The 20,563-nt window shown below is 41.9% G+C and carries 12 protein-coding genes and 1 pseudogene; 6 read left to right on the plus strand and 7 right to left on the minus strand.

Features of this window, described 5'->3' with window-relative positions:
• Positions 1–66: 66 nt before the first annotated feature.
• Together HWQ39_RS02325 and HWQ39_RS02330 are read right to left on the minus strand one after the other, a co-directional pair.
• Positions 67–1,206, minus strand: coding sequence for a hypothetical protein (locus HWQ39_RS02325; protein WP_292840993.1), 1,140 nt, complete (start codon positions 1,204–1,206; stop codon positions 67–69).
• Between the two features lie 68 nt (positions 1,207–1,274).
• Positions 1,275–4,820 carry a response regulator gene (locus HWQ39_RS02330; protein WP_292840996.1) on the minus strand — a complete coding sequence of 1,182 codons (3,546 nt, stop codon included), beginning with the start codon at positions 4,818–4,820 and terminating at the stop codon, positions 1,275–1,277.
• Positions 4,821–6,141: 1,321 nt separating this feature from the next.
• Between HWQ39_RS02330 and HWQ39_RS02335 the strand changes: the two genes are divergently transcribed.
• Both HWQ39_RS02335 and HWQ39_RS02340 read left to right on the plus strand, forming a co-directional pair.
• Positions 6,142–6,747: a GNAT family N-acetyltransferase gene (locus tag HWQ39_RS02335; protein WP_292840999.1), complete on the plus strand. Its 606-nt coding sequence runs from the start codon at positions 6,142–6,144 to the stop codon at positions 6,745–6,747.
• Between the two features lie 938 nt (positions 6,748–7,685).
• Positions 7,686–8,240 (plus strand): hypothetical protein, encoded by a 555-nt coding sequence (locus HWQ39_RS02340; RefSeq protein WP_292841077.1) that lies wholly within the window; start codon positions 7,686–7,688, stop codon positions 8,238–8,240.
• A gap of 8 nt (positions 8,241–8,248) precedes the next feature.
• Here HWQ39_RS02340 and HWQ39_RS02345 read toward each other — a convergent pair whose 3' ends face one another.
• The 4 genes from HWQ39_RS02345 to HWQ39_RS02360 form a co-directional block, all read right to left on the minus strand.
• Positions 8,249–9,397, minus strand: coding sequence for a histidinol-phosphate transaminase (locus tag HWQ39_RS02345; protein WP_292841080.1), 1,149 nt, complete (start codon positions 9,395–9,397; stop codon positions 8,249–8,251).
• 105 nt (positions 9,398–9,502) lie between these two features.
• On the minus strand, positions 9,503–10,138 hold the full coding sequence (locus tag HWQ39_RS02350) for a YqiA/YcfP family alpha/beta fold hydrolase (RefSeq protein ID WP_292841002.1): 636 nt from the start codon (positions 10,136–10,138) through the stop codon (positions 9,503–9,505).
• Positions 10,139–10,215: 77 nt separating this feature from the next.
• Positions 10,216–11,592, minus strand: a complete 1,377-nt coding sequence (gene gor / locus HWQ39_RS02355) for a glutathione-disulfide reductase (protein WP_292841005.1) — start codon at positions 11,590–11,592, stop codon at positions 10,216–10,218.
• A 232-nt stretch (positions 11,593–11,824) separates the two neighbouring features.
• Entirely contained in the window at positions 11,825–13,171 is a 1,347-nt protein-coding gene (locus HWQ39_RS02360; RefSeq protein WP_292841008.1) for a FecR family protein, read from the minus strand.
• Between the two features lie 801 nt (positions 13,172–13,972).
• On the opposite strand from HWQ39_RS02360, the gene HWQ39_RS02365 reads away from it, so the two are divergent.
• The gene (locus HWQ39_RS02365) at positions 13,973–15,148 is read left to right on the plus strand and encodes a hypothetical protein (protein ID WP_292841011.1); all 1,176 of its coding nucleotides are present in this window, start codon (positions 13,973–13,975) and stop codon (positions 15,146–15,148) included.
• A gap of 165 nt (positions 15,149–15,313) precedes the next feature.
• Here HWQ39_RS02365 and HWQ39_RS02370 read toward each other — a convergent pair whose 3' ends face one another.
• Positions 15,314–16,135: a sulfurtransferase gene (locus HWQ39_RS02370; RefSeq protein ID WP_292841014.1), complete on the minus strand. Its 822-nt coding sequence runs from the start codon at positions 16,133–16,135 to the stop codon at positions 15,314–15,316.
• 44 nt (positions 16,136–16,179) lie between these two features.
• On the opposite strand from HWQ39_RS02370, the pseudogene HWQ39_RS02375 reads away from it, so the two are divergent.
• The 3 genes and pseudogenes from HWQ39_RS02375 (at position 16,180) to glmU (ending at position 20,400) form a co-directional block, all read left to right on the plus strand.
• A pseudogene (locus tag HWQ39_RS02375) lies at positions 16,180–16,964 on the plus strand (MnmC family methyltransferase).
• A 656-nt stretch (positions 16,965–17,620) separates the two neighbouring features.
• Entirely contained in the window at positions 17,621–18,850 is a 1,230-nt protein-coding gene (locus HWQ39_RS02380) for a two-component system response regulator (RefSeq protein WP_292841017.1), read from the plus strand.
• Between the two features lie 200 nt (positions 18,851–19,050).
• Positions 19,051–20,400, plus strand: coding sequence for a bifunctional UDP-N-acetylglucosamine diphosphorylase/glucosamine-1-phosphate N-acetyltransferase GlmU (gene glmU / locus HWQ39_RS02385; RefSeq protein WP_292841020.1), 1,350 nt, complete (start codon positions 19,051–19,053; stop codon positions 20,398–20,400).
• The last annotated feature ends 163 nt before the right edge of the window (positions 20,401–20,563 follow it).

A 20,563-nucleotide genomic window follows, 5' to 3' on the forward strand; every position in this document is an offset into this window, starting at 1 on the left:
AATTTTGCATAGCCTTGAATGATAACGACAATTATTCTCATAATGAGAATTGCTGAGCATTCAGTTTTAATTGGCAGTTTGGATTGTGACTCTGATATACAGATTACTCAAGTCTGGTTTTTTGCCATTGTTATTGTGAGCAGGAAGAAAGTTTTCTGTTTTGAAAACTTCATTGAGGACTTTCTCGTATATGCTTTTTTCACTTTGCAGTGCTGCTGGTTGTATTTCTAGAACTACAGCCTGTTTAAAGTTACCATTGCGATCAATTATTAAGCTAGCCAAGAGCTGTGCTGGTTTAAGTCCAGAATTCTGGACAAGAAAACTTGAGTCTAATTGTTTTGTGTTACTTCCCTTGTATAAAGCGATAACGTCGGGTAAAGCATCTTGTCGAAATCCTCTTGATTGTATCAAGCTAATCACTTCATCTCTAGATAAAGGAGCTACTATTGCTACCGATGCTCCCCCAGTAGAAGCTGGTGGAGTTTCCCTAGTCGGAGCTGCTGGAGTTTCTCTGTTTTCAGGTTCCGAAACTGGCAGATTTGATGGAATAGTTGTTGGTAGCGGCGTTCCGTTCCCCAAGTTGATGGGTGGACGTGGTTTCCAAGGTAGATTACCGACCGCAACTGTCGGTGTCGGTCTAGGTGTGGATGTCGGTATCGGTCTAGGTGTGGATGTCGGCGTCGGTCTGGGTCTGGGTGTGGATGTCGGTCTAGGTGTAGATGTCGGTGTCGGTATGGGTGTAGATGTCGGTGTCGCTATGGGTGTAGATGTCGGTCTGGGTGTAGGAACTCTCTGTTGTCTAAAGGGTTGGCTATTAGGTTTAGAGGCGACCTTACGCCTCTTTCGCTGGGGATTATCCGCAGAATCTATTACGCCAAAATCTTCATTTCTGGGCGTAGTTCGTCCTGTTTGTAGTGGACGTGTTGCTGGTACAGACTTTTGAGGTGAAGATAGTGGCTTTGATGAAGCTATTTTGGCTGTTGATTGTGTTTCGGGAGCAATGTCTATCAATTCAATGGGAACAGCAGATTGACTTTGCTGGGGAAACCACAGACTAAAGGCATTAGATGAGCGCATCAGCCAGAACACCAGCAAGTGCAGAGAGACTGAACCGACAACAACAGCAATCCACAAACCTGGGGGATCAGTGTGTCGTCTCCAGACCTTGGCTGGAATTGGAGTTTTGTCTGCAACCGATGGTGTCATATTATATAAACTGGATATGATTAGGCACTCTTACTCATTGATAATGCTTTCAAATACCAGTCTAAATTTTAGCGATTAACCATTACCTCTGGTGTAACAGCGAAAGTCAAAACTGTTTCATCTACTCCTTTAAGTTCTAGCGGACTACCTTTAGTAATTTCTTCTTCCTGCAAATAATCTGCCACGGCAGCAGAAACCAGGATTGTACCGGGAACAGCGGCAGCTTGCAACCTGGCAGCGATATTTACACTTGGGCCAATAGCAGTATAATCGGCACGTTCCGCGCTACCAAACATCCCCACAACAGCAGTACCTTGGTGGATACCACACCGAAACTGGACACTAGTAAGTCTGTCACCATCGAATACACCTTGGTCTCGCCAGCGCTGATTCAAGTCAGCCAATGAGCGGTGCATTGCTCTGGCTGTATTGATGGCACGACGCACTTGTTCGTTGGGGGTTAGCTCTTCCGGCGCTCCGTATAAAGCTAAGATAGCATCTCCCATAAATTTATCTACAGTGCCGCCATTGCCAAATACAACCTTGGTCATGGCTTCTAAATATTCATTTAGCAATTCTGCAACTCGTCGGGATCTCAGAGTATTTGATAACTGTGTAAAACCCACGATGTCACTAAACAAAACTGTAATTAAGCGTGGTTCTGGGCGCAAATCTAACGTTAAATTTCCGGTTGCGGCTTTTTGCACCAATACAGCAGGCAAAAAGCGTTTTAGCACCGATTCTGTTAAATAAGTATTTAACTCCACAATTCGCCGTTCATTTTCTTTCAATGCCAAAAGATTCCGAACTTCCGCCAAAAGTTCCCGATCGTTAAATGGTTTTGCTAAATAAGCATCAGCCCCATGTTCTGTACCTTCGATGCGGGTTTCCTCGTCAACTTTTGCTGTCAGCAGAATGATTGGTATTCCTTTCAACTTCTCCTCATTGCGGATTAGCTGAATCATTTCAAGTCCGCTTACCAAGGGCATCATTAAGTCAGTCACAATCAAGCTGGGTATAATTTCCTTAGCTCTACTGTACCCTTCAGAACCGTTGCGAGCTGTTTGCACATGATAGCCGTTGCGGCGGAAAATCTCAGATACATAGGTTCGCAAATCTGGATTGTCATCTACAACTAAAATTGAGTGCTGAGTCTTATGTGCTGAGTCTTGAGTATCAATACTGGGGGGGAAGTTTATTGTAATATCTTCAATATTGTCTGTTGTTGACTCTACTAGTTCTAAATCAGCCAATTCTACGCTAGCGCGGCTCGTATTCAGTTCGGTAGGCGTTTCTAGTACTTGCTGTGGGGGTAAATGAGCATTTCCACTTACAAGCCATAAACTAAAGGTAGTGCCTTGACCGTAAACTGATTCCACGGTGACTTGACCACCATGTAATTCGACCAATTCTTTAACTAAAGCTAAACCTAAACCACTGCCTTCATAGGAGCGGTTTGCTGAACCTTCTGCTTGGCGGAAGCGCTCAAATAGGTGGGGAATTTGTTCTTTAACAATGCCAATTCCAGTATCTTGTACTTGCAAGACGCAGCGATCGCGCTCAGATTTTAGTCTGACACTAATCGTCCCACCTTCGGGAGTAAACTTCATGGCATTTGACAGGAGGTTGTAAACCACCTTGTCAAATTTTTCCATGTCCAAGTACACGGTAGAACATTCATCTAACTGGGTGATGAGATGCAGTCTCTTTTTCTCACAGTAGGGACGAAAAGATTCCACAATTTGGCTGACAAACTCCACTAAATCGCAGGGATGGAAGCTAGGCTGCATTCTCCCCGCATTCAGGCGTTGTAAATCCAGGAGTTGATTTACCAGTCGCAGCAGGCGACGGGAGTTACGCAGGGCGATCGCACATTGAGAGTAAGATAATCCTTCGCCAGCCGCTACCGCCGACTCTAAAGGCCCTTGAATCAAGGTGATCGGTGTGCGAAACTCATGGGAAATATTTTGAAAAAATTCGGTTTTTTGTTTGTCTAATTCCAGCAAGCGTTCAGCTTGTTGGCGAGTTTTTTGATACAAGTGTGACTGCTGCACAGCGATCGCTGCTTGAGCTGCTACTGCTTTCGCCAAATCGATATCAGATGGGAGCCATTGACGGACTTTTTTACCTTCATGTAACGTAATACTACCAATGCATTTACCATCAGCTAATAATGGTACAAACATTAGCGATCGCGCTGGCATTTTTAAAGGCAAATCAAAACCCCGCACGTCTGAGGGAGAATGGCTCACATTACCAATTACCACAGGTTCATGGGTCTGTAGCATTTGTTGGAGGATGGGATTCTCCTGTATGGATGCTTGAGAATAGGGTAATCTCTGAGTCGGTACGTGATTATTGCCACTTGAATGATTATCTGGGGCTGGCAAGCGTAAATTTTCTAGATGTTGAAAACTGTCATACAAGGCCACACACTCGACAAACTCATCTTCCTCAGTCCACAAAGACAGGACACAGCCATCAACTTGTAAAGCTTGTCCCAATTGCTGGGTGATGGCCGCAAAGATATCTTGCGGATCTAGGCTAGAGCGAATCGCGCTCGTAATCGTATTAATTAGGGCTTCTCGCTTGGCAAGGGCACGTACTTGTTCGTAAGCATAAGCTTGAGATAAAGCTAAGGCTGCCTGATCTGCTACGATCAAAACTAACTGCACCTCATCCTCGCCCCAAAACCGAGGCAGAAAACACTGGTGCAGTGCTAATACTGCCATCAGTTCTTGTTGGCAGATCAGTGGCACAATTAAACTAGAACGAATATTAGCAGCAGCAAAAGCTTCCCCACGCTCGTGCAGTTCGGCACTATTACCATGAATCCGCTCATCATCGATGGCATCGTGAATTACTTGGACTTCGCGGGTTTCCCACACCGTCTGAGCCAAAAGAGGCTGAGGGGAAACAAGAGGATGGGGAGCAGAAGAGATGCGGGGCAGAGGAGAAAGATTTAGTGCTACTTCCCCTCCGATCCCCTGCACCTCTGCTTCTTCAGAAAGAGGCTTCTGATAAATAAATCCTTTATCCGCCAACTGGTCATCTTGGAAGGGACGCAACAGACAGACATCCACCTCCAACATGTGACCCACTGTGTCTACAATTGCTTGCAAAATTTGTCTGTAGTCTAAAGCACTGCGAATCGTATTTGTAACGGTATTCAGCAGTGATTCTTGACGGAGTGTGCGGGTAAGTTCGCGGGTTCTGGCTTTGAGAACATTGTGGGTATCCAAAGCTTGGCGTACCACTGCTTTAAGTTCTTCAGCTTCCCACGGTTTAGTGACATATTTGAATACCTTACCAGCGTTGATTGCTTCCACCAAGTCTTCGACATCGGTGTAGCCAGTTAAAATAATCCGAATAATATCTGGATATTGAGTTGCTGTGAGGCTTAAAAATTCTGTACCGCTCATCATCGGCATCCGCTGATCGGAGATGATCACCGCGACCTCTCCCTCTTGAGCCAGCAGATCGAGGGCTGCAGGGCCAGAGGTTGCCCTTAGCACCTTATAGTCCCGATAGAAAGTGCGGTAAAGCAAGTCAAGGTTGTCTGGTTCATCATCGACAACCAAAATTTTAGGCTTACTGTTTGCTTGGGATTTCATGCACCGCTTTCCTGCTGCAACGGCAGTCGGATAAAGAATAATCTGATCAGGTAAGGATTTTTCTGAGTCAGGTGAGAGCAGAGCATTTCGACCAATAAGGCTGGTTGGCTACATGACTGCTGAGTGTAGAAGCAAATGCTGACAGTAATTCGTCTCAATGGCTTGTGCCGATTACTGTTTGCTTTGGTGCAGTGTAATTGCTTTCATAGTCTGTTTTAGTGTTACAGAGTCGATGCTTGCTTGCCAAATGTTCCTTCACCTCCTGTGAGCAATGTCTGATACCACACACAGCGCTCATAGCTAGCTTAAAAATCCAGATGAAGCTGCATATTAAGTTTTCCCTCCGCAGCAGTTGTACTAACACTTGCAGGTAAATTTTATTTATGATAATCATGATGGAGTCAGCAAAATCAACAACATAAGATTGAAAGCCAAAGTATACTATTAGACAAATACCTCTTTCTAATTTAGCAATCAGAACTATCATTCAGACAAGTTATAGTGGTTGGAGAGCTAGAGATTAGGGATTAGGGAACCTTAAGATTCTTGTACCAGTATATGTATAACCCATTCATATAATTTCGTAGCAAAGTAGTGTAAGTGTAGCAGCAAGTGCAAAAAAAGTTCAGTACTGCAACCAAGGGTAATTTGAAACCAGAGTTTAGCGATGGTGTACTTACTTAACAATTTTGTAGGTGCTGCCTACGGGCAAGTTATGCTATTTCTCTACCCACTCAGCCAAGGCTATATCACTTTACAGATTTTTTTGTGGTAATCAGTCTGATATCCTAGCTACCTAAAACAAGGGATGCACCAGAACCTACTGAATTTAAGTTTATAGATTTATGAAGCTGTAATTCCTAAGACTCTTTCAAAATGCAGGTTATAAGAGAAAGTAAGAATATGTTTGGCGATCGCTTAGTCGAACCGCAAAGGGCAGTGATTGTTGAAGGAAAGAAGTGAATGAAATGAAAACTCTCCTTCTTTACTAGAGGCTGCGCCAATGACAAGCTCAAAAAAAAGAATTGTATTGTATCGTAAGCGTTGCGTTAGCGACGTAGGAGCGTCGCAGAAAGTGCAGTAAGATACAAAGCAAAGCTTTCACAACCTAAGTTTTACGCTTTTAAGCGTGCTTTGCTCTTGCCTCCTGAAAAAACCTCAAACTAAAGTATAAAACTTTGTTTGATCCACAAGCAAAAGCTAATTAGCGATGTTGTGTCACTTCAATCTTCTGAGCAGCAATTAAGTTTTCATTTAGTTAAAATGGTGTTTTCGGATATTTGAGAAATTTTCTTAGAATAAAATCAATACTAAACTAGCCTTGAAATATCGGTTTTTTCACCCATACCACCAACAGCCAATCGATCCAGCTTCCTACCAATTCCAAATTCGGACGGCTACACCTGCTGATTTGATTGGTGTTGCCCAAATTATTACTGAAAGCTTTCACTCCCACAAGGGTATATGGGGATGGGCTTTTCCATTGCTACGTCTGGGTATTTACGAAGATTTAAGGCATCGCATGGCATCACCTCCGCCTCGTCATGTTTGTTTAGTCGCTTTTGAAGCTACTACTGGTGAGGCTAATAATTTAGTAGGAAGTGTGGAACTGGGTGTACGGTACAGTGATTCCTGGAGCCAGGTTGGCGTAGGTTTTCCTTACTTATCTAATTTAGCGGTTCACCCAAAATACCGTAGACATGGTGTGGCTTCAGGATTACTTACTAGCTGTGAAAAAGTTTCTCGCGAGTGGGGATTTAAAGACTTATATCTCCATGTTTTAGAAAATAACCATCAAGCAAGACAGCTTTATTTCAAGCTGGGATATCGGGTGCATAAAGTCGAATCTAATTGGAATACATTTTTATTAAGACGCTCAAACCAGATGCTTTTGCACAAGCACTTGAGTGCTGATTCCAGCATCTAAATATTGTTTTGGTAATTGTCAAGTTTTGTGTCGCAATTAATTCGGATAGAATTTGTAACTCATAACGGTAATTAAATACAAGATAACTAGGCTAAATATCTAGTACAGTATGCCCGAAATCCAGTCACTATCTCAATCAAACAGATAGCCAGTTACTCAGGCAATTTGTTAATGGTAGACAAATTTCTGCCATAATGTACTAAATAAAAACTCAGAAGCATGAATTGATAAATTGAATAAATAGCTTTTTTAATTCTTTTTAGGAAGAATATTCTCATCAGACTTGTTCCGAAAAATCTTATTGATTATTGAAAAAAATTCTATTTTTGGCAAAGATTTTTAACATTATAAAATATTAAGTTTTGCCTTTTGGGATTTATCGTTAACAAATATTTTGGCTCTTCAGTAATTGTTATGCTAGATACGTCTGTAAATTAACTTAAAACCCTTACTGGGTAATAATAACAGCCATCAGTCTTAGCGCTTGAGGCAAGATTTTTGAAATTGAAGCTATAACTCCCTGTAAGGCTTGATTTTCAAGGCAAGTGACACACTTTGAATTAAAAGTTCAGCATAATACGTACTGAAGAACCAATATTTTTAAGTATTCGATATAGATAAATAAATGGTTTACAATGGGGATATACGCGAAAATACGCTTAAAAAAATTATCAGTTCATCATAATAACTTTGTAATTAAGATATTCATCTTTATAAAAACTTTAAGAAAACACTCCTAGAGTTTACAGACAAATCTAGTTATATCTCATAAAATATAATCACTCAATTGCTTAAACAACGTCTATACACCGCTGTTTTGGTTAATTTGACTAAAAAACTCTTGATAATAAAAGACATTCAAAAACCTGATTTGACACAACACTTATTTAAGTTTTGAAGTGCATACTACCACCACATTCGTTGAAACTTTAAAAAACATGGATAGCGAACAGCATCAACGCTATCAGAAGTCTATGGTATCAACTTATTACCCTGAAACAAGTTTCCTTGATTCTATTGTCATGTCAGATGGAACTGAGCAGTCACAAGGCTCGGATATCCTTACACGTTTGCATAGCGGAGAAGTTTTTATCGTCAATAGTCGTAGGAGAAATGGATTACTACTCTTTAAACGCTACCATGCAGAGTTTGCTGGGCCTGGGGCTGCTGTGGGTGGGGATTACGATTGTGATTGCCAAAGGGCACTGCCTATAGGTAATCTGTCTTTATTAATTCCCGAATCTAATGAAGAACGTCAGAAAGCTTACTTGATTAGGCGACAGTGGATTCGATTAATCAAACAAATAACTGAAAATCCACTGCCTGGACAGCGTGTTCAGAAGATTCTTGATCAATTTGAACAATACTTTCCACCAGAAATAGTGGCTCTTTTACCGGATGTTGCCTTTGCTCTTTTGGTGGGTGTGCTGCCACAAACAGTAGGAATAGTGCGCCGTTTGGGCAGTGATATGAACAGCAGATCTAATTACTGAGTGAATTGCTAAGATTCCAAATTTGCCAAAACAGCTTGGACTCGATTTATGGTGCGGGCGTTTTCCTCTGTGGTTCCGACGGTAATTCGCAATCCTCCGCTAATGTGTCTCACGAGAGTACCCAGCGTCCTAAGTTTCTGGTGGAAAGTTTTTAATACAGCGTCTTGTGAACTAAAGCTATTTGGTTGAAGACGCAGGTAAATAAAGTTGGCAGCACTTGGGGTAATTTGTAGTTCTGGTTGCTGGGATAGAATTTCGATGAGTTTAGCTCGTTCGCTCAGAGTTTGAGGAATTGATTCCAGCAAGAGTGTACGGTTTTGTAAAGCAACTAATGCTGCTGCGATGGAAAAGCTGGGGAGATTGTAAGGTAAGCGAACTTTTTCTAAAATGGCGATCGCTTCTGTATGAGCAACGCAATAACCAACACGGAGAGATGCTAACCGGAAGGCTTTAGAAAAAGTACGTAATATTACCCAATTAGGATGCTGTGCTAATTCATCTACTAAGGTAGTTTGGCTGAATTCAAAATAAGCTTCATCAATTACTACCAAAATATGCTGTGGCAAACTTCTTAACCATGTCAACTCTGCCGCAGTTAAGCTGTTGGCAGTCGGCGAATTGGGATGCACTACGAAAACTACGCGAATGGGGGGATTTTGAGTTTGTTCGATCGCAGACTGTGCGGCGCTGATGTCAATTTCAAAATTTGTTTCATTTCTACCCACCGCCACTACAGGAATGCCTAAAGTTTGCGCCAAAATCCCGTACATCGAGAAAGTGGGATTGGCAACGAGAATTGAACCTTCTCCTCCTAGACAGGTGGCGATTAATAAAGAGCGGATAATTTCATCTGAACCATTACCAACAGAAATATTGGCAGCAGTAAACAAGGATGATGAGAGAGCGGCTGATTCATTGACATACTGTGCGATCGCATCTTTAAGTGTTTCATGTCCACCATCAGGATAACGATTTGTTTCAATTACTTGCTGATACGTCCACGCCAGCTTCTCTTTTAACTCAGGTGGTAAATCGTAGGGGCTTTCATTTGTATCTAGCCGATCAAACTGTGTGGTGACAGAATTGGCTGTATCGCTGCTGGGGTGAGGTTTATAGGCGGTGAATTGGGCTAAATCTGACCGGATGAAGGGAAGCATAGTTTTAGTCATTAGTCATTGGTCATTAGTCATTGGTCATTAGTAACTAACAAAGGACAAATGACTCAGAATATTAGTTATATGTGAGTCTAATATTCTACAGCTTTAAGCTAATTGGCAAAAGAGGTGAATTGCCTGCCAAATTTCTTCCATAACATTACCCAAGGCGTGGTCACTGTCGAGTTCGACTAACTCCACCCAAGGACGAGAACGCGCAAACTCACGACTAGCTTCGATTGGAATGACCTCATCCTTTTTGCCGTGCAAAATTAGCGTGGGGATAGGACGTTGCAAAAGTTTTTCTTGGTATTGGGCAGCATCTATGACGAAATCGTAACTTAAAGGAATTAATCGCTCTTCCCCGTAGTGGTAGACCATGATATATTTTTCTTGCTGCCAGCGCTGTACTTCTTCATCCCCTAGCTTGGGCAACCAATGGGATAAAAATCCAAAAGCTGGAGCTAGCAAAACTAAGCGTTGCACTTGTAAATTTTGCTGTCCCAAGTGGGCGGCGGTTAAACCACCCAAACTTGAGCCAATCAGTGTTACTGGTGTAGAATCATTGTTGAATTCTGCGGCAATTTGAGCGATTTGACGAGTGATTGTCAACTGGGAAAAATCGCCAGCATTGAGATCAGGAATTTTCAGCTTTGTGTGAATTTGAGTAAAGCGATCGCTTATATCCCGCGCTTTGGCAGAATGAGGACTAGAAGCAAAACCGTGAAGATAGATGTAGTGCAAGGCTGTAAATAGTTAGGAGTGAGGAGTTAGGAGTTAGGAATTTCTTTCTTCAACTCATAACTCATAACTCTTATGTATTACCGCATTGTGACAAATTCCTCTGCGGATGAGGGATGGATACCCACGGTGGCATCAAAGTCTTTTTTAGTTGCGCCCATCTTGACTGCGATCGCTACACCTTGGATAATTTCAGCTGCACCTTCACCTACCATGTGAGCGCCTAGAATTTTATCGGTGTTGCTATCAACCACCAACTTCATCATTGTCTTTTCTTGCTTACCAGTCAAACTATAGTACATGGGGCGAAAGCGAGTGCGAAAAACTTTTACGGCATCACCGAGTTTTTCTCGTGCTTCGGCTTCTGTCAACCCTACTGTCGCGGCTTCTGGGCTAGAAAATATGGCTGTAGGAACAGTTGCGTGACTGAATTCGCGGCGGTTATTCCCGAACTCGCTATCGGCAAAGGCGCGACCTTCGCCAATGGCCACGGGAGTTAAATTGATTCTGTCTGTGACATCACCAACAGCAAAAATATTCGGTTGACTAGTTTGACTATATTCATTAACTGCGATCGCATTTGTGGTATTGTACCCTGGCCCTTCCATAGAAGTAGCGACAACATCAACCCCAGCATTTTTTAAACCTAGTCCATCTACATTAGGAGTTCGACCAGTCGCCACTAAAAACACATCAGCAATTAGTGGTTTTTGGTCATCTCCTGATAAAGTCAGTTTCAACCCTTCTGGGACACGTTCAATTGCTTTCACCACATTATTCTTAATCAAGCGAATTCCGTGGTTCGTCATACCCTCTTCAATTTCTGTACGGACATCTTCATCAAACCCATTTAAAATCTTTTCACCTCTGGTAATTTGTGTCACATCCGAACCCAAACCGCGCATAATACAAGCAAATTCTGTGCCGATATAACCAGCGCCAATAATGACGATGTGTTTTGGTTGTTCTTTGAGATGAAAGATTTCGTTAGAGGTAATGCCATGTTCCATTCCTGGTAAATCTGGCTTGAGAGGACGCCCACCAACAGCAATTAAAATTTTGTCTGCTGTAATTTTACGTCCATCAACTTCTACAGTGTGGGAATCTACCAATGTGGCGCGACCAGAAATTAGTGCTACTCCGGCTTTTTCTAAGAAGCTGATGTGTAGTTGCGACAGTCGCCGAACTTCCTTATCAATAGATGTAATAAAATATTCCCAGTCAAACTCTACATTGCCCACTTTCCAGCCATAGCCTGAAGCTTCACTGAATAGTGCGGGAAAGTGAGAACCATAGACCATGAGTTTTTTGGGAACGCAACCGCGAATCACACAAGTGCCACCAACTAAATCATATTCAGCGATCGCTACTTTTGCGCCGTAGCTAGCCGCTCGTTTGGAAGCCGCCAAACCTCCCGAACCCGCACCAATTACAAACAGGTCGTAATCAAAAGTCATAAATTTATGTTCTCTCTAGCAAAAAGTTAGTTCCTGGGAGCTTACACACAGAATCTAATGGAACTATATAAGGATATCTGGTGAACCCTGTATAAGTCCTGTCCTTGATTTAATCTAGCGTTAGCAGATGCTATCTGGTCGTAGGGAATATCACTTTTTGCTTTAGTGGCTGTAGAGGCAAGAGTTAACACTTGTTATAATTCTGCCCCTAGTATTGGGTATAAATTTACTTTTATGTGGTTGGTCTTGTCGGTGTAGGTACTGGAGTTGGAGTAGGTATTGGAGTTGGTTCTACTGGAGTTGGAGTAGGTATTGGAGTTGGCTCTACTGGAGTTGGAGTAGGTATTGGAGTTGGCTCTACTGGAGTTGGAGTAGGTATTGGAGTTGGCTCTACTGGAGTTGGAGTAGGTATTGGAGTTGGTTCTACTGGAGTTGGAGTAGGTATTGGAGTTGGTTCTACTGGAGTTGGAGTAATTACTGGAGTTGGTGTAGGAACTACTGGAGTTGGTGTAGGAACTACTGGAGTTGGTATAGGAACTACTGGAGTTGGAGTGATTACTGGAGTTGGTGTAGAAACTACTGGAGTTATTAATGTATGCACCGGAGTTGGTGTAGAAACTACTGAAGTTGGTGTAGGAACTACGTTATTATTCTGGGTGCTTACATTGTTATTGTTACTATTTCTCCCAGATCGCCGCTGCTCAGTATTTGACAGGACTTGTCCTATATCCTTAAATAAATTTAATGGTGAATCATCTTTGATGGGGTCTACTGAGGAATTGTCTGTAATAATGTCGTCGCTAGAGGAAGTTGAAATACTACTAGTTAGGTCAGCAAAAGATGGGTTTTCAACCACTCCCTCACCTGTTATCGGCGTCTGTGCGTTCAAAGCTGCAACAGTTTCAGCTTGAACACTAGCGATCGCCGGGTCGGCTGTAGGTGTAAGATTTTGCTTAGTTAAATCAAGCCCCCGCACCATCTCGCTGGTTTCATAAAAATTTCTGAGATCAAAATCGTATAAACCCTGAAATTTGCCTTTAACTATAACTATCATCTGTCCTGCTTGCAGCACTTGAGTTTGAGAGGCTTCTTTATTAGAAACTTCAATGCCGCTATTGGTCAGGGCCCCCACAATTGTGGTATCTGTTTCTTGGTTGTAGCGTACAAATAATGCTGAACCACGAATTGCTGCTGCTGCACTTGGCGTTTGTATAAGTGTTTGTCCTCTTCCAGGTGGAATCAGTAGCAATGCAGTTCCGTTTGACAGTCTAAAGCTGCGAGTCTTTGGTAAAAATTGAAATATAGCCTGTTCCCCAACTCGTGCTAAAGAACCGTCGTTAAAGCGCAAGTCTGCTAAAGAAGCCCGACCGGTTGACAAACCATCACCAGGAGTCATTGCATCTGATTTGCGTGCAGGACGTTTCTTCTCTCTATTTCTAGGTATCAGTTGTACCAAGTTGCGGAGGTTCTGAATCTCTGCTCGCGTCAGAGGAGTTATGGCATTTACCTGATTTGGCAAAGGCAATACTGCAACTCCCCATAAAGCAATTACTAATAGTGGAAACGATTTATGAAACATAGTTTGAGAATTTGAGAACTTCAACTAGTACCAAAACAGCTAAAAGGATGTCTGAGAAGTATCAAATATTTCTTGATCCCCCCTAACCCCCTTAAAAATGGGGAATAAGAGTCTTAAAGTCCCCCTTTTTAAGGGGGATTTAGGGGGATCTCCAAGGGTTAGATGTATACAAAAAAACTTTTCAGACATCCTCTAAAGGTTTAAGCTAGTGCTAAATTGTTATGTAGCAATCCGATTTGATTTTTGAACTTATTTGTGTAGATAGGGAGTAGGGAATCAGGCTTTTTGAGTTGCACAGGGTTTTTTCAAAAATCAAATAGAAGTCTTAGAGAAAGTTTTTTTAAGTAAACTTATCTGGATTTGAGTCTACATTTACATACATAAAATAAATCATAAATAAACTATATGTTTAGTTTCTTAAAAATTTTATTCCGAAACTGACATTGTGTGTATTAAAGTCTGTGGAAGATTTAAAAGCTAGTAATTGATATAAACAATCAAATCAGGAGTACTTTACAGATAATCCTTTCTAATTAGATCAGCCACAGAGTCATTAGTTATTTAAGGCAAGAAGTTGCTACGGATATATTATGAAATTGCTCACTAATCGTATTTCATTAAATTCCATCAAAAATTTTCTCGGAATATCTCAGTTTTTTAGAGAAAATCCGGGAGAAAATCTGAAAAGCAGCAATTTTAGTTTGTAAATTAAGTATATACCTACAAAGCTCAGATAGATGCACTCAATTGTATCTTTTGAGTCGGAACTTCCGATGCAGCTTGTAGGACTACATTTGCTAAATGCGATCAAACCAGATGCGACTCAAGAACTGGAAGAATTTGTTTTTTTGTATTTTGTTAGCGTCCAGTGGTGGAAGCTGTTGTTGCATTCGAGTAGAGGCGGCAGAATCTACAAATACGTTAATTCTGGCACAGCAAAAACTAGAAACTACTCAAACCCCAGGCCAAACCAAAGAACCGGAAGATACTCAAAAGCAAAATGATCCGCCACCGCTAGAGTCGCAGCCAAGTAATTTGCCTACTTCAGACTCAAAAGAGCAAATATTAAATACGCCGGAGATAAATCAGTCTCAAAGGCTAGAGAGGCTAATGCAGCTGCTACGATCGCCAAAACGGCCACCTAAGTCTGATCGCGATCGCGAATTAGGATTACGGGTGCGGTTACTACCCCTAGAACAGCAGCCACCACCACCGAAAGAACAACCCGTAGTTAAGTTTAAACCTATCGGCTATCTACAGGCCCATGTAGGCTACTTCCAGACGAATAACATTTTTTCATCAAATGATAGTCCCATCGAAGATGGTTTAATTTTTTCTGGACTGACACTAGCCTCAGCATATTTCCCTTTGGGATCTAAGACTTATTTAAACGGCTCAATTGATGGCAATCTCATTCGTTATATAAATCAGTCACAATATCATTACAACCAGGTAAGATTTAATCTCAGTATTTACCAGCAGTTATCGCGGCGAATGTACGGAGAAATCAGTTGGAACAATCAACAGTTATTTTATGCCAACAACAGCGATCGCCTCGATAGCTTTAAAGCAGGCGATCGCTTTTTAAATGAGAATTCCCTACAACTGTCTTTAGGACGGCGAGATCCCTTGACTCCAAAATTAACCCTAGATAGCTTTTACGAATTGAGTCTAAATCTTTCTGATCCCCAAAGTCGTAATCGGATCATCAATTCCTTTTGGGTTTCTCTAAACTACTACTTGCAAAAGCCTCTCCAGGTTGGTATTGACTACCAAATGAACTTATCAGACTTTACCCGGCGCGATCGAGAAGACGAATTTTATCGATTGTTTGGCCACTTAAATTACCAAATATCCGATACCGTTAATATGAATATGCAGGCTGGAGTAAGTTTCGGTAGTTCAACCGCCGAAAACATTGATTTTGATGGTTGGTTCTTCAGTATTAATTACAATTTCCAATTAGGTCGCTTTTGAGAAGAGTTAGGAGTTAGGAGTTAGGAGTTTTAATTCTTAACTTCTCACTCCCATAACGTTTCCCGACCTAGTAAGGTACAGCCGTAGGGGCACGGCATGCCGTGCCCCTACACCTTGCGATATAATGTTGTACCTCATCTGAATGGGAACCGCCATAACTCATAACTATAAATAAGAAATCCAATCACTCCAACTGCCAGGATAAAGTTTACCCTTGCTAATGCCAGCTAATTCTAAAGATAGTAAATTCACACAAGCAGTAACGCCAGAACCGCAATAAACCAAGACTTCTTCAGCTGTTTCTAGCTTTTCCCAGCGACGACGTTGTTCTTCTTGAGGAAGTAGGTAGCCAGAAGAGTCTGTAACTTCTTGCCAAGGATAATTGACTGCACCGGGAATATGTCCGGCGATTTTATCAATTGGCTCTCGTTCTCCTCGGTAGCGATCGCTCTCTCTCGAATCTACCAATACTACCTCATTGCTGTCTTTCCGGCTTTTCACCTCTGTAATATCTACCACCTTTTCTGTTTGTACTTGAGCTACAAACTCACCCTTTCGCGGATGAGGAATAATATCTGTAACAGAATACCCAGCTTTTTGCCATCCAGCAAAGCCGCCATCTAGTACTGCTACTTGCTCATGTCCAAGATAGCGCAACAGCCACCATAAACGAGCCGCAAAAGCAAAGCGCGAATCATCATAAGCTACAACTAAAGTTTTTTGGTAATCTACCCCAATTGCTGCCAATTTGTTAGCTATATCATTGGGGTTAGGTAAAGGATGTCTCCCACCATGCTTACTCACTGGACTGGAAAGATCCTGATTCAAATCTAAGTAATAAGAACCTTCTATATGACTCGTTTGATACTGGTGTTGTCCTAATTGTGGATTGGCTAAAGAAAAGCGACAATCCACAATAACGACTTGCGGATCTTCTAGATGTTCAAACAGCCAAGCTGGCGAAACAAAAAATTGAGTATTGGGCATGGGACATGGGGCAAAGGGGTAGAGGTGAGAATGACAAATGACCAATGACAAACTTAGAAAATTTTACACCTAAGCTAACAGCAGATGGTTCTCTCACCTTTGTCTCTCAAGAGTTTGGTGAATCTTTTCACAGCCATCATGGAGCGATGCAGGAGAGTTTTTGCAAGTTTGTGGAACCTACTCAACTAGCTACAGCCGCTCAAAAACCAGTCTTGCGACTATTGGATGTTTGTTATGGTCTAGGATATAACACAGCTGCGGCTTTGCAGACAATTTGGGCAGCGAATCCTAGTTGTTTTGTTGAAGTAATCGGTTTAGAGGCGATGCCAGAAATACGATTGGGCTAGTACATCAATCGGGTTTCTGGGCAGATGCAATTTTCCTCGATCCCTTTTCACCACCTCAATGCCCTCAATTATGGACTGTTGAATTTATTAAACAAGTGTCATTGTGTTTACATCCAGATGGTTTGTTAGCCACTTATTCTTGTTCTGGTGCTGTACGCACAGCACTTTTGTCTGCTCGCTTGGTGATATATTCTACCCCACCGATGAGAAGGCGATCGCCTGGTACTATGGCAACACATTCTCGGATTGCTGAGTCTAAAGACCATTCAGCACTCACAACTCTCTCGCAAGCTGAAAAAGAACACTTACTAACTCGTGCTGCTATTCCCTATCACGATCCTCAATTAAGCGATCCAACTGAAGTAATAGTGATGCGGCGACAACAAGAGCAACAAGCTTCTTGCCTGGAATCTACCTCTCGTTGGCGAAAAAGGTGGCTGTTGGGAACACAAGGCAGGGATTTTATGGGAAATAGTTTGTAGTTTGGTTGCAATGTTTACCACAGGCTACGCCTACACAATTGTAAGCCTGATTATCAGTCCTTACAGCAGTTTTCATGTATTTGAACCACATCTGTCGTAAGGGCACAGCATTACTGTTGCCCGTACTTACATGAAAATACCTATAATTTCAGAAAATTTAGACTTTTTTTTGCCAAAATTTCTGATTTCGTTTCCAGATACTTAGGTAACAAGTTTTTACGAGCCAAATAGCTTGATTATATGATAGTATTCAAGATCACATCCGACTCAACAGTACTTGAGTATTGCTATAAATAAGTAAGTAAAAACATATATACCTAATGATTACCATAAAAATTTAAAGCTCAAAACCCGATATCTGGCATAGAACAGGCAAATATAAAGCTTTATGACGCAACTAGGTTAAAAAATCTCCGTAAAAAACCTGATTTAACATTTGTGCCGATTCATCATACTGGAATTAGAAGCAAAAAATGTAACAATAAGATACACCTTGTTCGTAACATAAAAGATACATGCTGCGAAAAACTTAGATAGGCAGCTTGACATCAAGCATAATCTATATCGAAACTCTGGCTCAGATATAGTCGAATCTTAAATTTGTTTGTTGTTGAAATCTGACACTGTTAACTTGTGCAAAAACCTGGAGTGCCTTTGTGATTCAATGGAAATCCAACCATACAGGCTTTACAGAACAAATTGTTAGTGGGTTAAACGCCATTAGCATAGTGAAGAGTATTGGTTCAAATCATGCCGTAGGGTCGCAAAATGTGGAGAGTTCTTTAATCTTATCTCAAGAAGACCTGATATTTGAAAATAGTCAAGCAGCGTCTTCTTGGATAAAAGCTGATGTTAATTGTGGTGATAGTTTATTAGTCTCTAGAACACTACAAGCTAAAGGTTCTAAGGTGAATGGGTTTGACTTAGATCCGCCGAAGGTTTTAGTAGTTGACGATCATGCCGCCAGTCGGATGACTGCTGTTGCTTTCTTGGGGATGGAAGGATACGAAGTCATTGAGGCAGACAGTGGTTCCATTGTTGTGGAATTGGTAACTCAAAAACAACCAGATTTGATTTTGCTGGATGTGATGATGCCAGGAATGGATGGATTTGAAGTGTGCCAATTGCTCAAACAGGATGAGCAAACTAGGCTAATTCCGGTAATTTTTATTACAGCGTTAAATGACAGGCGATCGCGCATTCGCGGAATTGAAGTTGGAGCAGATGATTTTCTCACCAAACCCTTTGATCGTGTGGAACTAGCGGCGCGTGTAAAGTCCTTAGTACGGCAGAAGCGTCTAAACGAAGATTTAGACCATGCCGAACAAGTACTATTTTCTATTGCCATGTCTATTGAGAGTCGCGATCCAAATACGGGCAATCATTGTGAACGCTTAGTACAACTGGGACAAGTTTTTGGTGAATATCTCAACCTGTCACGCTACCAACTTAGAGATTTGAGATGGGGTAGTTATCTCCACGATATCGGTAAAGTTGGTATTCCCGATGCAGTGCTGTTGAAAAAAGGCGAACTCACCTCTGAAGATTGGCAGATCATGCAGCAGCACGTTTTGATTGGAGAAAAAATTTGCCAGCCATTACGCAGTATGCGGGGTGTAATTCCCATTATTCGCCATCACCACGAACGTTGGGATGGCTCAGGCTACCCTGATAGACTCCAGGGGAATGATATCCCCTATCTGGCGCAAGTATTTCAGTTAATTGATATTTACGATGCCCTAACCAGCGAACGACCTTATAAAAGATCTTTTCCTTCAGTAGAAGCACTTTCGGTCATGCAACAAGAAACTGATTCCGGTTGGCGTAATCCCAAACTGATGCAGCAGTTTGTAGAGTTTATTCGCTCCTGTCAAGGAAAAGAGTAGGCAGTACGCGGTAGGGAGTAACGATTTGTCGCTGCTGTAATGAGTGCGAAATAGTATTATAATCTCCAACTTTTATCAAAGCAGTTGTCTTAACTACTTTGATATTTTACTCTTCTATGATTAGCTGGTATGATTTGAACCTATATTTTAAAGTACCAAAAGCATTAATTATAATTTCACTGATAGCTAATAGCTAATTTATGGTAGTTGTAGCAATTCTAGCGGCAGGACGCGGCACACGGATGAAATCACGCTTACCCAAGGTTTTACATCCTTTGGGTGGGCGATCGCTAGTAGAGAGAGTTCTCGAAAGTGTAGAACCACTTGCGCCCTCACGGCGAATCGTGATTGTGGGATATCAGTCTGAAGAAGTGCAAGTTGCCATGCATTCAATTCCCAATTTGGAGTTTGTCGAACAGACTGTGCAATTGGGGACAGGTCATGCTATCCAGCAATTACTTCCTCACTTAGAAGGTTATACCAGAGATTTGCTGATACTTAACGGTGATTTACCGTTAATACGTAGCGAAACCCTCAAGCAGATGTTACAAACTCATGCCCAAAATCAGAATGCTGCCACCATTCTTACCTCGCACCTACACGATCCCACAGGCTACGGGCGCGTTTTTTGTAACGATGAAAATATTGTGCAGCAAATGGTCGAACACAAGGATTGTACTGCTGCTCAAAGACAAAATAACCGCATTAACGCTGGAGTTTATTGCTTCCGCTGGCCAGATTTGGCAAAGGTGCTTCCCCATCTACAGGCAAACAATGCCCAAAAAGAATACTATCTCACTGATGCCGTGACTCAAGTCGGAAAAGTGATGGCAGTAGATGTGGAAGATTACCAAGAAATTCTCGGCATCAACGATCGCCTACAACTAGCAACAGCATCCGAAATTTTGCAAAAACGAGTCAAGGAAAAATGGATGCTGGCTGGTGTCACCCTCGTCGACCCCACAAGTATTACCATTGATGAAACCGTAGAATTACAGCCTGATGTAATTATTGAACCCCAAACTCACCTGCGAGGAAATACGGTAATTAAAACAGGAAGTCATATTGGGCCGGGATGTTTCATTGAAAATAGCCAGTTAGCCGAAAATGTTACTGTGCAGTATTCAGTGGTGACAGATAGCACTGTGCAGGCGGGAAGTCGAATTGGCCCTTATGCTCATTTACGCGGTCACGTGGAGGTGGGTGCTGGTTGCCGTGTAGGGAATTTTGTGGAATTGAAAAATACGCAATTAGGCGATCGCACCAATGCAGCACATTTGTCGTATCTAGGTGATAGCGTTGTCGGCAATCACGTAAATATTGGTGCCGGTACAATTACTGCCAATTATGACGGCGTGAAAAAACATCGCACCAAAATAGGCGATCGCACAAAAACTGGTGCCAATAGCGTTTTAGTAGCTCCACTAACCTTGGGAGATGATGTCTATATTGCGGCTGGTTCTACAGTCACAGAAGATGTACCTGATGATTCTCTGGTAATTGCCCGTAGTCGTCAAGTAGTGAAACCAGCTTGGAAGAAGAAAAGTTAGAAATGCAATTCTTTTTTCTACTTCAGCTTCGAGAGAATACAACGTTTTTTGACAGGCAACCCTAGTTTGCCTGTCATTTCCCTCTGATAATAATTTCAGATAAGCCCAAAACACTTGTAGAGACGGCGATTTATCGCGTCTTCTCTAGACCAATTATTTACAC

The sequence above is a fragment of the Nostoc sp. NMS8 genome (genome assembly GCF_017115045.1).
Lineage (GTDB): Bacteria > Cyanobacteriota > Cyanobacteriia > Cyanobacteriales > Nostocaceae > Nostoc.

Coding starts and splice junctions, on each gene's coding strand:
- HWQ39_RS02325 (WP_292840993.1), bottom strand. CDS start 1,206: ATGACACCATCGGTTGCAGACAAAACTCCAATTCCAGCCAAGGTCTGG.
- HWQ39_RS02330 (WP_292840996.1), bottom strand. CDS start 4,820: ATGAAATCCCAAGCAAACAGTAAGCCTAAAATTTTGGTTGTCGATGAT.
- HWQ39_RS02340 (WP_292841077.1), top strand. CDS start 7,686: ATGGATAGCGAACAGCATCAACGCTATCAGAAGTCTATGGTATCAACT.
- HWQ39_RS02345 (WP_292841080.1), bottom strand. CDS start 9,397: ATGCTTCCCTTCATCCGGTCAGATTTAGCCCAATTCACCGCCTATAAA.
- gor (WP_292841005.1), bottom strand. CDS start 11,592: ATGACTTTTGATTACGACCTGTTTGTAATTGGTGCGGGTTCGGGAGGT.
- HWQ39_RS02360 (WP_292841008.1), bottom strand. CDS start 13,171: ATGTTTCATAAATCGTTTCCACTATTAGTAATTGCTTTATGGGGAGTT.
- HWQ39_RS02365 (WP_292841011.1), top strand. CDS start 13,973: ATGCGATCAAACCAGATGCGACTCAAGAACTGGAAGAATTTGTTTTTT.
- HWQ39_RS02370 (WP_292841014.1), bottom strand. CDS start 16,135: ATGCCCAATACTCAATTTTTTGTTTCGCCAGCTTGGCTGTTTGAACAT.
- glmU (WP_292841020.1), top strand. CDS start 19,051: ATGGTAGTTGTAGCAATTCTAGCGGCAGGACGCGGCACACGGATGAAA.